At 43.2% G+C, this 12,949-nt stretch carries 11 protein-coding genes; 5 read left to right on the forward strand and 6 right to left on the reverse strand.

All coding sequences use genetic code 11. The features are described 5' to 3' along the window. Position 1 precedes the first annotated feature (1 nt). Complete coding sequence (locus tag F6K46_RS15575; protein ID WP_293057760.1) at positions 2-3,292, forward strand: hypothetical protein; 3,291 nt, start codon at positions 2-4, stop codon at positions 3,290-3,292. 22 nt (positions 3,293-3,314) lie between these two features. Beyond that, positions 3,315-6,254: a CHAT domain-containing protein gene (locus F6K46_RS15580; protein ID WP_293057757.1), complete on the forward strand. Its 2,940-nt coding sequence runs from the start codon at positions 3,315-3,317 to the stop codon at positions 6,252-6,254. Positions 6,255-6,319: 65 nt separating this feature from the next. Here F6K46_RS15580 and F6K46_RS15585 read toward each other — a convergent pair whose 3' ends face one another. Both F6K46_RS15585 and F6K46_RS15590 read right to left on the reverse strand, forming a co-directional pair. After that, entirely contained in the window at positions 6,320-7,594 is a 1,275-nt protein-coding gene (locus F6K46_RS15585) for an alkaline phosphatase family protein (RefSeq protein ID WP_293057754.1), read from the reverse strand. Continuing rightward, positions 7,591-7,719, reverse strand: coding sequence for a hypothetical protein (locus F6K46_RS15590; RefSeq protein WP_293057751.1), 129 nt, complete (start codon positions 7,717-7,719; stop codon positions 7,591-7,593). Before F6K46_RS15590 ends, F6K46_RS15585 begins: the two co-directional genes overlap by 4 nt. A 688-nt stretch (positions 7,720-8,407) precedes the next feature. On the opposite strand from F6K46_RS15590, the gene F6K46_RS15595 reads away from it, so the two are divergent. Further along, positions 8,408-8,635, forward strand: a complete 228-nt coding sequence (locus tag F6K46_RS15595) for a hypothetical protein (protein WP_287256427.1) — start codon at positions 8,408-8,410, stop codon at positions 8,633-8,635. A gap of 60 nt (positions 8,636-8,695) precedes the next feature. Here the strand turns inward: F6K46_RS15595 and F6K46_RS15600 are convergent, their stop codons facing one another. Beyond that, positions 8,696-8,890 (reverse strand): hypothetical protein, encoded by a 195-nt coding sequence (locus tag F6K46_RS15600; RefSeq protein ID WP_293057742.1) that lies wholly within the window; start codon positions 8,888-8,890, stop codon positions 8,696-8,698. Between the two features lie 51 nt (positions 8,891-8,941). Continuing rightward, on the reverse strand, positions 8,942-9,199 hold the full coding sequence (locus tag F6K46_RS15605) for a hypothetical protein (protein ID WP_293117144.1): 258 nt from the start codon (positions 9,197-9,199) through the stop codon (positions 8,942-8,944). A gap of 19 nt (positions 9,200-9,218) precedes the next feature. Between F6K46_RS15605 and F6K46_RS15610 the strand changes: the two genes are divergently transcribed. Then, a complete protein-coding gene (locus F6K46_RS15610) occupies positions 9,219-10,175 on the forward strand; it encodes an SDR family oxidoreductase (RefSeq protein WP_293117147.1) in 957 nt (318 codons plus the stop codon). 29 nt (positions 10,176-10,204) lie between these two features. Here F6K46_RS15610 and F6K46_RS15615 read toward each other — a convergent pair whose 3' ends face one another. Together F6K46_RS15615 and F6K46_RS15620 are read right to left on the reverse strand one after the other, a co-directional pair. Continuing rightward, a complete protein-coding gene (locus F6K46_RS15615; RefSeq protein WP_293117150.1) occupies positions 10,205-11,767 on the reverse strand; it encodes a glycosyltransferase family 39 protein in 1,563 nt (520 codons plus the stop codon). Continuing rightward, positions 11,655-11,894: a hypothetical protein gene (locus F6K46_RS15620; RefSeq protein WP_293057733.1), complete on the reverse strand. Its 240-nt coding sequence runs from the start codon at positions 11,892-11,894 to the stop codon at positions 11,655-11,657. The genes F6K46_RS15615 and F6K46_RS15620 overlap by 113 nt, the downstream gene beginning before the upstream one ends. 388 nt (positions 11,895-12,282) lie before the next feature. On the opposite strand from F6K46_RS15620, the gene F6K46_RS15625 reads away from it, so the two are divergent. Beyond that, positions 12,283-12,843, forward strand: a complete 561-nt coding sequence (locus F6K46_RS15625; RefSeq protein ID WP_293057730.1) for a uroporphyrinogen-III synthase — start codon at positions 12,283-12,285, stop codon at positions 12,841-12,843. Positions 12,844-12,949: the final 106 nt, after the last annotated feature.

Here is a 12,949-nt window from a genome sequence, read left to right on the forward strand (position 1 = left end):
GATGAAAAACATTATTAATCTACTGAGTATTTTAGGGATTGTTGCGGCTCCCTGCACAGTTGCCCATCTTTATTTCCAGGAAACTCCTGCTTCTCAGGTAACCGAAGCCTTTCCCTTAAACCAAACTCGTTTTGTTGACTTTAGAGTTGACGAAGACAGCCTCGAACGGCTAACGGAACGAGAGCAGATGGATCAACTGCGAGACTGGCTCCTGTTTACTGTTGCTTCCAATCAGGGTCTTTCTACCAGCGAACTTAACCAAAGTTTGTACGACCTTCCTAGCGTTCGTTACGGCTACATGAAGCCCGTATCTAACTTCGAGTATGGACAAACCCGCTCCCTATACATCGGCAACGGACAAGTGATTGCCCTTTTACCAAAGGATCGTTCCCAACAAGAACGCATGGACGACCTTGCCCATATTATGGATAAACACCGCAAGAATACTGGTAAAATCCCTACTACGGTCAAGGTCTTTGACTACGAAATCAATCGAGAGAAACAGTTGGGTATCCTGAGTAAGCGAGAGGTAATGGAAGCCCAAACCCTCTTTACCGAAGAACATGGTTACTATGAAGCTAAAATCAAGAGCCTCGATGACCTAAAGCAGTTTATGAGCCAGGTGAATGATGTAACATTTGCTCAGGTCAAAGGTTCGGTGTTAATTCTAGGTGGACGCAAGATTCTCAGTCGTAAGTATCAAGGGATTCGTATAGAAGATGTCGCTGCCATTTGGCAATCCGAGAAGAAAATACAAACTCAACTCTCTAAATTTGAAGCTCGTTGGCGGGAAAAATCAAGAAGTATCCTTCTCTCCGAATACGAAAAAGCTAAGCAGGAGGCGGCTGCAGAGTGGAAGAAATTAAAGTTAGTCAATGCTAGCGGTTTTTCGCTAGATCCGGGTTACGACTATCGCAGTCTGGAAAATTTCCTGAGTCGGATTGAACCTGTCTTGCAAACACTGATCCTGAAAGATGCATCAGCAATTACCAAACAAGATATTGAAAAAGCAAAGCTTGGCTTGGCTAAAGATGATGTAGTTCCCTATCTTGTCTTGGCAGACAAACTAACTAAGAGCGATAACCCCAGAATATTAGTAATTGGTGAATTGGCTTCTGTAGCAGAGACAAAATATCGCTACCAAGCTGCACGTTACGACGGGGAACTCCAGGGGACAGAAGTGGGTATGGTTCTGTTTTACACAGACCTGCTGGCAAAACTTTGGGCACTTGACTACCTGAGTACTACTCCAGAAGACAAAATCCTGGATTTTAAAGCACTGACGAAAGTCAAGATTTCATCAATTTACCAACAGGAGGAAAGAAAACTGCCCAGCACCCGGCTATGGTTCGGGATTCAAGATAAAGGATTTCAGGTAGCTGATCAGGGTAAGAGCATGCTCTTTGCCCGTAATGCAACCCGAATTTATGCTGCCTCTTCTAATCCCCTACAGCCAGGTGTGGAAACCTCTCCTTCAGCAAGCTCAGAGGCTTTTTTGGGTTGGTGGAATGACCACTATGAAGAAGTAGCTCGCTATGAGCCAGAGTACGAGCGGCTCAATGAGATTATGAAGTGGAGCCTGTTGATTGGCTGGCTCAACGAATCTGATCACGGAGACCTTTTGGACTTTCTGCAAGGAGTTCAGGTCAAGCGAGACAACTGGTTTCCCAACTGGGTGCGAGAAAATAGCGATCGCCTGAAATTTCAAAATTGGTCACAGGTTGGTTTTTACGAGCGTGGTTACAAAGGCTCGAAAACAGAAGCAATGCCTGTGCTCATCTCAGAAGCATTCCAAAAGTTTGGAGAGATACGCTACTTATCTGGGGGAGTTTCCCTAGCAGGTAAGGATATATTTAAAGGGCGTGCTATCCTACCCAAGACCAGTAAAGCCAAGCAATTAGCTCTCCGCTCTGATGTAGATTACAGTACTTTTAACCTAATTGATGATAGTCTAAACTTCAAAACTCTAAACGGAACAAACTATCAACTTAAAACCTCCAAGCAAAATTTGAGTTTGGTTACAGCTAAGGCAAAACAGGGAACCAAGTTTCGTAGTCCAGATGCCAAATTGAAAAACCAAGCATTTAGCCGGACAGTATCTCAGTATTCCAGCAGAATTGAGATTGACACTTCTGTTGGTAAGACAGAACTTGGCAGTTTTAGCGTCAACAAGACCCAAAATAGCTTTACAGTTGGCTTCAAGGGTCGAGATATTGATGCTGGACATTCCTTGGGATTGCGTTTAAGTCGCTCCAAAGGATCGTGGGAACAAGCACTCAAAGAAATGCCAGATGTTCAGGTTGCATTCAAATCCCGCAGGCAGCCACCTCATTACATCGTCCAAATGTCTGACTCCAAGAAGTGGCTAAAAATTACCCCAGAACCACGGGCTGCCACAGGAGGAGGAGGGTCAAAACCTCCTAAGCCTCCAAAAGATTGGGACATCTTTGTTGGTGATTTGGGAGATGACTCTCGCCACTTAGGTATGTCTTGGCTCGATGATCAACAGATTAAACAACAACAAGCTGCTGGAAATTTGGAGAAAATTAAGCAATTTGTTGATGATGATTTCCCTAAAGATCCAAAAGTTGAAGAATTCGGAAAAAAACTGCAAAATGGCAGGTATCCTCAAGTCGCTGTAGAGATTGCTGACGACCCAGTCCAGTTTCTTCTGCTTAAGAAAAAACACTCACAAGTTAAACTAAATAAAATCGATCGCTTGCTCATGCAAGGAAAAAATGCCAAAGCTGCTCAGTTGATCGACGAATTAATCCAAGTTTACGGTCCAGAACCAGACCTGATCATGCGTAAAGCGTTGATCAAGTTACGTCAAGTGAACCTGAATGTCAAACAGATTTTCCCGGATGCTTCAGCCAAACCCACAAATTTCTTCGACGAAATCAATAGAATCTTGGAACGTGATCACGGTAAATTTTCCAGAGTTGAAACAGATACAGCTTTCTATTATGTCCAAGACGATCCAGGATTAAACAATCTGAATTGGAACGCTCCCTTGGACGAGAGCTTGCCTTCCGGTTCTGGAGCTAGAGTCTATCAACTCCTACCTGGAGAAATTGGTGAAGTTAAACTCCATCTCAGTGGCTTGGGTGATACTAGCGCCTCTGCTCATCCCTCCACCCAATTCAGAGGCTCGAATCCCAACAATGCCCTCCGCAATGCTGTCAGCACAGACAACAACGAATGTAAAGAAAGCACTGAAGAGGAAAGCATCAAAAATGCTTGTCCGCAGCAGAAACCGACTTACGTTGTAATTATGCCGGAAAATACTTAATTTGTTGTAGGAGAATGCTTTAATGTTCGATTCTTTTGAAAAGCTGAATGGGGCTTTTCAACAAGCCCAAGCCAAATTGCGTCAAGGTGACTTACTGGGAGCCTACAATTTACTACTGGAAATCTTCACTGATCGCCTCCTACATTCCAAGTTAATTGATGCTGACTTAAAGGTGATTCAATCACTGGCAGACTTGGCTAGTTTATTGGGGGAATTTCAGGCAGCTGATCAGCTACTTTATAGTGTGATCATGGAGTACGAACGAGCTAACAGTCAGTTGCAGGCAGACTATTCCCGTCTGCGACGAGTTCAACTTCTTTTGGATCGGGGAGATTTGTATCAGGTACGTCACCAGTTACAAGTCATGGCTGTACACATTGGTGATATTGAAAACATCCAGTTCTCCTCATCAGGGTTAAAGCAGTGGGAACTAGGTTGTGTTTGGCTGGATGCAGCTCCTCAAGAGAGGACGATTATCTTTGTTGAACTATATCTGGTCATGGGTCGTCTGCTTTCTGCCTTGGGGCAATACAGCGATGCTTTGAGGGCACTGAACCGAGGTCTATTCTATGCTGAGGCTAAAGGAGTGCCTGCCTTAGCTCAGCAGACAGTCATACCATTAAAGCTAGCGATGGCAACTGCTCGCTTCGAGAAAGGAGAGTTAAAAGATGCAGATACCAATCTGACCTATCTCAAAGAGGAACTGGATGAACATCAGCATCCAGAACACTATATCAAATACTTGGAAATTTCTGGTAAGGTGCATCTGCTACAAGGAGAGTTGGGCAAAGCCTTGGGGAAGTTTCGACAAGTTCAGGAAAAGTGTAGGAGCCTCAAAGCTGGACGTGCTTTGCTGCGCTCAAACCTCAACCTTGCCCATGTTTTGATTCTCCTTAACCAGACTAGTACGGCTCAAAGTTACCTGGAAAATACCAAAGAAAAGGCTCTGGCAATCAAAGATTCCGCCTTAGCAAGTCGTGCCCAACTGTTGGTGAGTCTTGCCAGTGCCCGTGGTCGTTCCTTGGTAGTTGGTACTCCAGTAGGACACTCGGTTAAAGGGATGCGCCACCCACAACAGGATGGCCAATCTGTAACCCAGCAAGAAGCCACGCTGGACTTGAAACAATCTTCCAATTATCTCACTTGGTTTGAAGACCGTGCCCTAGCCTTTCAATGGCAGCTAAGCCGCTTTAATTTTCTAGCTGCAGGGAATTTACTATCTCAAATTCAAGAAGCTTTTAAGTTTTCTGATTCAGAATTAATCCGGGTCAAAATAAAAATTTTAGAAGGCATGCTTGCCTACTATCAAGGGGTTGAAAATCAGGGAGAATCAACCACAAACAAGAAATTTCGCTGGGCTACATTGATATTAGATGAAGTACGCCCTACCTTGCGTGATCTGGGACTGAAGCCAGAATTATGGCAAGTTCAACGGATTTTAGGCTGGTGTTTGTCCAGGCTAAAACGCCCTGCTGCTGAGCAAGAAACTCTAGCAAAAGAAACCAATAACTTACTCACTGAACTTACTGAATCCCTCTCCCCAGAAGACCAAGCAATTTATCTACTCAATAAATGGACGGCGGATGAAGAATATATTGCTGCCCAAATCAACCAACTCCAACGTCTACGGGAAAAACTCATCAACGGTTTTATTTTATTGCGCCCTTGGCGACGTTGGTTATTGATGCAACGCCTTAATGCTTTGCTAGAACACATTGACCGATACAAAGATGTGCTTGTCAAGCGTACCATTAAAGGTCGTAATGCGGATGTAGAAAATGCTCCGGTTTCTTCTCTCTGGCGGCGTTTTTTGACCCATCAAAAAAAGCGAGTAACCCTCTCATTTTTAGTCTTGCCTGACCGTGTATTTGTAGTTCGTGCTTGGAGATTTTTCTTAGATTTTGCCGTTATTCCCACCACACGCCTTGAAGTACGTAATACTGTCCAGCGCTGGCATAAAAAAATTCAAGGCACTCAAGGTGGTCGCGATTTCAGTGACAGACCTGATGATGATGATTCCGATGAACCGCTCATGACTAGGATAGAGAATGAATGCAAAGAAATTGCCAATTACTTGGCTGAAATACTAGAAATACCCTCCTTATTAGAAGGTTTGCCCAAAAATACTCAGGCGCTCACCATTGTTCCCGACGATATCTTACATGGTTTTCCCTTCGCAACGATTATTCATCAAGGTAAGTACCTAGTTGAGCATTATGCACTCTCTATCGCTTATGAATCCAGTGGCCAAAAATCACCAACCCCACCATCTGAGCAAGTACAAAACGCTCTGATCGTAGGAGTGTCAAAGGGTATAATAAAAAGGATTCCTCCACTACCAGCAGTTAGAGCAGAAATAAAGCAGGTTAAGCACTGGTTGACTGGTCATCGTATCAATTCGTGTACTCTGCTGGACAATTCGGCACATAAAGGAGCGGTAATCGACGGGTTATCAAAAGCGACATTACTTCATATGGCTTGCCACGGCACCTTTGAACATAATCGCCCTGATCAGTCTGGTTTAGTACTCATCCCTAATTCCGAACAGGAGGAAATTCTCAGCCTACGGGAATTATCTAACCTAGACTTAACTGGATTACACCATGCAACCCTGTCTTCCTGTTGGTCTGCTGATAACTTGAGTTTACCTGGACGCTGGATTATCAGTATACCAGAAACTCTGTGGAGGTCTGGGGTTCAAAGTATTCTCGGTTGTTTGTGGGAGGTATACGACCAAGTGGCTGTGTCCTTCATGACCCGCTTTTATGATTACCTTGACGACCTACCAAGGGATGAAGCCCTACGCCGTACCCAGCTAGATTGCCTCCAAGGTAAATTGCCTAAATGCAGCATAGATACAGCTAATCCCATATATTGGTCAGGATTTAGCCTCTATGGTGACTACACAAGACTAGACTTACAGCATCGGGTTCGTGACATTGGCTCAATTCAGTCTGATTGATAGATGAGCGGGGGCTTTCCAGCCTCTGCTATTTAGGGTGCGTGGCGAACAACCTTCTTAACCCTTCAACACTCAATCGCCAACAAAATCGTTTCCATCTCTTCCTTTGACAATCCCCCATGAGCGCCCAACTTATGTTGTTCAAAACGGTCTTCTTCATACCACCAAACCGTTTCATACTTATTCGGTAAAATCACTAAATTGCCTAACCGATTCAGCAATAGTGGCGAGACTTCACCTATACCGAAATAGCCTTCTTCAAGTAATGTCGTAGTGCGGTACACTGTTGCTCGATCTGCCAACTGCTCCGTAAGCAAATCATAGACTTTATCCAAATGGTCGTCCTGAATGTACAACACCATATCCCGACATGACCCCCCTGGCACTAACAGTTTACCTTGGGCATTCCGTTTAATAAACTGCTCAATAGAAGGAGTAAGCTGATTCAAATAAATAGTAGTCTCTGGTGAAACCTCTATTTGTCCATGATCAGCGGTAATTAGTAACAGTGTATTCTTCAGCTTACCAGCTACCTTCTGATATAAAAGTCGCTCCATAGTTAGCAAAAGTGTGCTAACTTCAGCCTGGAACTGCAGGGAGCCAGGACCGTATTTATGAGCGATGCCATCAACAATATCCAAATACAGGAAAAAGTAGCTCTTCTCGGATTCAGCGATCGCCGCTTCAGTCAGGTTAACTAATGCTTCAGGAATCGTTTTATAGGGAATAGTCGTTGCCCCATCACACACCACTCGTGAAAAAGGAGAGTAAGCATAATTGTAGTGTTGAAAACAATAGGATTGCACACCATACTGTTGCAATTTGTGATAGAGAGTTTGGGTAGGGAAAAGGCTTTGCTCAGAAATGCCAGTAGTTTGCAAGGTTCCCCGTTGCTTATCACCCGCAAACGAGAACATCAACGGAGCGATAATATCATCCAACAGCGGCTCATAGTAAAACCATTGAAAGACACCACTCTCACCAACCGGAAGCCCTGAGTGAATAGTAGTAACATGAGCAGCAGTTGTGGAAGGAAACTGGGTAGTCAATTTAGAAGCTACACCTTCCACTACAAACCGCTTCAAAAATTCCGATTGTTCAACATACTCCTGAAAAAAGCGCCACCCGAAAGCATCAACAAAAATCAGAATAACCTTATCATAGCTATCCGGTAATTCTCCTAATACACTCCTAGGTAAACCCATGTTTCCTTGACCAGTGAGCAGATGATAGATCATCTGGGGAATCTGGGAGAAACAATAGGAATCATAAAGGGGCTTACCAATGTTGTCATTTAGTCTAGCGTTTTCAATAGCTTTTAAGGATTCAGAGTTAATCATAGATAGGGAAGGGAGTAGGGAGTAGGGAGTAGGGAGTAGGGTGTAGGGTGTAGGGAATCGGGGAAAATACTGTTTACTTCATTACTATATGGAAACGCTATTATATAGAATTTATTAGGGAGCATGTCAACTTTGTAATTAGGTACATAGATCCCCCCTAACCCCCCTTAAACAAGGGGGGAATTAGATTGAAAAGTCCCCCTTCTTAAGGGGGATTTAGGGGGATCTGAATCAGGGATTAACAAAATTGACATGCACCCAATTTATTAATAGATAATTTAGCCTACTGTTAATTTAGCATAGCACAAATAAAAATACAACTTTACTTGAATAGTTTCACGATTTACTATCCCCTATGCTACTCATAATAAAAAGTGAGGCTCTGACAGAAAGGATACGCGATCGCTTCCTAAGGTTGATCATACTTATGACATAGATTTTATTGCATGCATGAGGTAAACTTATCAACCTCAAAGTCCCCCTTATTAAGGGGGATTTAGGGGGATCTCTTTCTCAAAGTACCCCTTATTAAGGGAGATTTAGGGGAATCTCTTTCTCAAAGTACCCCTTTTCACTAGGAATTTAGTGGGTTCTTTTTGTACCTCATAGTAAAAATAATTATTATATCCAGTAAATTTATTATCCCGACTCCCAATTACCAAAATTTACTACTCATAAAAAAACAGATTGCTGATGGGATGCGATCGCTTTATTTAAATTTACCCTCCCAAAAATAAATTTTCAAAACCCTTGACAAATTAATATATAATCATTACGATTATATATGTAAATAAAAAGCAAGAGGTTCACCTTATGCCTTCACAATTACCGCCTAACTCAGATAATAATCCTGACGAGTCTTCCCCAAAAAAAATCCCTGTTCAGCATATTTTAAAGGGGTCTCGCAAGGCCATACTTAATACGATGCATACCCTGTATGTACTTCGTTATACGGAAATTTCCGACTGGACTCCTCTTCAGCCGACGGGCATTCCGGGAGAGTTCATCACAATTACCGTCAAGTACTTGATTATCCCGTAAAACATTAAATTTCTGGGGGGTTTTCCCCCCGGCCAAACCATCGGGTCTAATCCCATAGGCTCACGTCTGGATAGGTGAAAAAACTGAATGACATAAGGTAACATTCCTAGCCGTGGATAGTATTTCTGCGGCTATTTTTTTGGGGTTATTGTGTTGAAGGTTATTTGGTTGAAGGTTATTTGGTTGAAGGTTGAAGGTTAGGAGGTTGAAGGTTAGGAGGTTGAAGGTTGTTCGCGTAGCGTGGCCAAAGGCCAAGGTTGAAGGTTATTTTGTTGAAGGTTATTTTGTTGAAAGTAATGCCTTATTTCAATTAGGTATAAGAATGCTGGGATTGGTGAGATTGTTTAATGCGATCGCGTAGCGTGGCCGAAAGGCCATCGCTTCCCACACTCCCATCTCCCCATCTCCCCATCTCCCCATCTCCCCATCTCCCCATCTCCCCATCTCCCCGCGCCCCCGCCCCACACTCCCCACACTTCCCACACTCCCCGACTCCCGACTCCCGACTCCCGACTCCCGATTCCCGACTACTATATACTTGTTTGCAATTCCAGTTAAGACCAAAACTTGAGGAGCAGGGGTGATGACTTCAACACACAGAGTACTGGTAGCGGGTGCGACAGGTGGGGTTGGACAGCTAACGGTGGCCAAGCTACTAGAGAAAGGTTTTCAGGTTAGTGTTCTGACTCGCAGTGCTGAAAAAGCTCAGCAAATGTTTGATAACCAAGTAGAGATTATCGTTGGTGACACCCGCTATCTCTCTAGGGCGTGTTTTCAAAGTTTTCCGCAAGATTTAGATCCCCCCCAGCCCCCCGCGCGGAAGGGGGAGCCATACTCAAAGTCCCCCTTTTTTAAGGGGGATTTAGGGGGATCTCCGAGTTTGAAGACACGCCCTAGCCTCCCCCCTGCCATAAAAAATGTCACTCATATCATCTGTTGTACTGGAACTACTGCTTTCCCTTCTCAAAAGTGGGATTTCGACACAATCGATCAGGCGAAAGGATTCCCAAATGTGATCGAGTGGCTCAAGATCTATCTCAAGCCCAGCTACAGTCGTACTAAAGCCAAAAATAGTCCTGAGCAAGTTGATGCTATAGGAGTTAGCAACCTGGTAGCAGCAGCTCCTAAAAATCTCAAGCGGTTTATCTTTGTATCCTCTTGTGGTGTGCTACGGAAAGATAAACCACCCTATAGTATTCTTAATTCCTTTGGTGTACTCGATGCCAAAAAAAAGGCAGAAGAAATCATCATCAATTCAGGATTACCTTATACTATTATTCGTGCAGGACGACTGATAGACGGTCCATTTACATCCTATGATTTAAACACTCTGTTGAAAGCGACAACAGGAGGAAAATTAGGGTTAGTATTAGGTACAGGGGATACTTTATCAGGTCAAACTAGCCGAATTGATGTGGCATCAGCTTGTGTAGAATCCATTGCTAACCCTGCTACGGTCGGAAAAGTTTTTGAGCTGATAAACCAGGGAGCAAGACCATCAGTGATTGATTGGGTAGGGCTATTTTCTACTCTCGATTGACACTCCCCATCTCCCCATCTCCCTACTCCCTACTCCCCACTCCCCACTCCCATTGATTTAGCTAAAGTAAACCCTTCAGCAGAGCCTAAAGATACTTGATTAGGTAATTGCAAAGCGTCTAAGGTAGAGTTGTCCAAGAGTAGGTAAGATTGAGTTGACCACAACTGTTTTAAAGTATTTTCATCTTGGGGAATCACTTTGCGATCGCTATAAAAATCTAAACTAGGACGCTGATAGGAAAAAGACGTATAGATAATATCCCCTGGAGCGGTATGTTCCTGAATCAAAGCTGCTACTGGCTTAACTGGAAATGCTTCATTTAACTCCCACAGCCAAGATTTAGAACTCATTAATAATACTAAAGTTATGTACATCCCTATCAATAAAATTGGGATAAAATTGCGGTTTTGCTGTTTAATTTTCCAAGCCGCTAGGGTCATGGTTAGGCTTACTACCATACCCATAATGATTAAAACCGGTTGGGGATCTGCCAAGATAAAATAAATACATCCCCCTAAACCAGCTACTCCAATAAATCCTAAAATAATTGTTAAAATCTTAGGATAACGACTCCAATGTTTCCAAAATACAGTGAGTTTAGCCGCAACAGCTATAGCAAAAAAGGGATACACAGGCATAATGTACCAGGGCAGCTTGGTTGCCATCATAGAAATAATGGTTAAATAGCCGATAGTCCCAATTAAAATTAAACTCCCCCAAGTGGTGAGGGGTTTTCGCCAAGCTAGATAGAATCCTCCTAGCCAAAACAATAGCCAAGGGAAAGTATACTTAATTAACTCCAAAATATAATACCAGGGTGTTCCTTGATTCCCTTCCACCTTTTCAGAGATGCGAGCAAATCCTTGAGAGAGAAAATGAACATGCCAAAAGGTTGCTCCATAATGTTGCCATTGGGCAATATACCAAACCAAAACCGGTGCGTAACCTAGGACTATGCCCAACCAGAAATAGCGACTCTTCAACAACCATAAGGTTTTATTTGCCAGAATAAAGACCAAAGCAATTGCCCCTAGAGGCACAACTAATAGACCTTTTGTGAAAGTAATTAGTCCTAAACAAACTCCGATCCCAATTGCCCAATAAGACTGAGCCTGACAAGCTTTAAGTAAGCACAATAGCAACAGCAAAAACCAAGTATTGATCATGCCATCCAGCATCGCCAAACGTCCGTGGCGCACCACTGGCAACAGGGTCAAGTAGACGCTAGCTGCAAACATGGCACTGAGACGTTCAACAAATAGTTCTCGTGCTACTAAATAGAGCAGTGGTACTCCACAAGCTGACAAAAAAGCACCAGGCAGACGAGTAGTGAATTCTTGGACACCCCCTAGTTTATAGCTTAAGGCAATCAACCAATCCATTAAAGGGGGTTTAAGTAGATAAGGTTCTCCCCACAGAGTAGGATGGAGCCAGTTACCCGTGCGATATATTTCTCTAGCGATCAGGGCTCTGGTGCCTTCATCCCAGTCTCGTAGGGGTACGTTTCCCAGAAAAATACCCCAAAGGAAAAGGGCAGCCAGGAACAGGCTTAGGATCCACTTGATCTCCGTGAAAAAGGGATTTTTTAAGATAAGTGCTAATTTGTTCATCTATAACAAAGGGAACAGGGAGTAGGGAGTAGGGAGTAGGGAGTAGGGAGTAGGGAGTAGGGAGTAGGGATGCAGCCGCTGATGGGCTAAACCCCATCAGCGGCTGCATCAAGACGGGGTAACAAAATTGAATGTACCTTATAAGTATGGAAAACGCTATATTAATTAATGTTTTTAATAGTTTCGCCCTAGGATGGTTATATATAATTTCCATTTGAGTTGTGAACATAATCTCTTAGGGAAAGGCAAGAGGCAAGAGGCAAGAGGCAAGATTTAATTAAGTATATAATAATTTTTGGTATTCAAAAAAACTGTAATTTTTTTTCAAATAAAATATAGTTATAAATCTTATCTATAGGATTTATAAATATAGCCTTAATATTAAGGCTATAGATAACAGTAAAAACTCCTTGGAGTTCTTGACTACTGTTCCCTGTTCTCTGTTCCCTGTTCCCTGTTCTCTGTTCCCTGTCTTGATATAGATTTACAATCAAAACATGCACCCTCTATCTCCCTCCAATCAACTCCCTCTCTATGGCAAGAGAATCATTGTCACAGCACCAAGAATCTATGGGTCTCGGTTATCTCAACAAATCATTAACCAGGGTGGACTTCCCATAGTGATGCCAACTATTGAAACCTGTCTGTTAGGCAATTCCCCTGAATTAGATGCTGCTCTCAGACAAATTCATAAATTTGATTGGATTGCCTTCACTAGCCGCAACGGAATAGACGCTTTTTTTGAGCGCATGGCATCCTTGGGTATTTCTACATCTGTGCTGAAAAATTGTCAACTCTCTGCGATTGGAAAAGATGCCGAAAGATTGTCTGATTTTGGAGTAACAGCTGATTTAGTTCCGGCTGAAGCTAGCCCAACCGGAATTGTTAGTGAATTGTCTAACTATCCAACTATTGATCAGAAAACTATATTAGTTCCTATTCCAGAGGTGGTCGGGATACCAGAGCCTAATGTCATCCCAAATTTTATTTCGGGTTTACAGGAATTAGGCATGAAAGTCACTCCGGTATCCGGTATTGAGTGCATCTCAGTTTTGTAAGACTCAAGTTGAAAATTGCCCGTTGAGGTAGGCACACCGATGCTTCAAGACTTGTGGGACGTTACTCTCATCCCACTGAGCCCCCGAAATCTTGATACGCCGACCC

It is taken from the genome of Moorena sp. SIO3E8, assembly GCF_010692445.1.
Classification (GTDB): Bacteria; Cyanobacteriota; Cyanobacteriia; order Cyanobacteriales; family Coleofasciculaceae; genus Moorena; species Moorena bouillonii.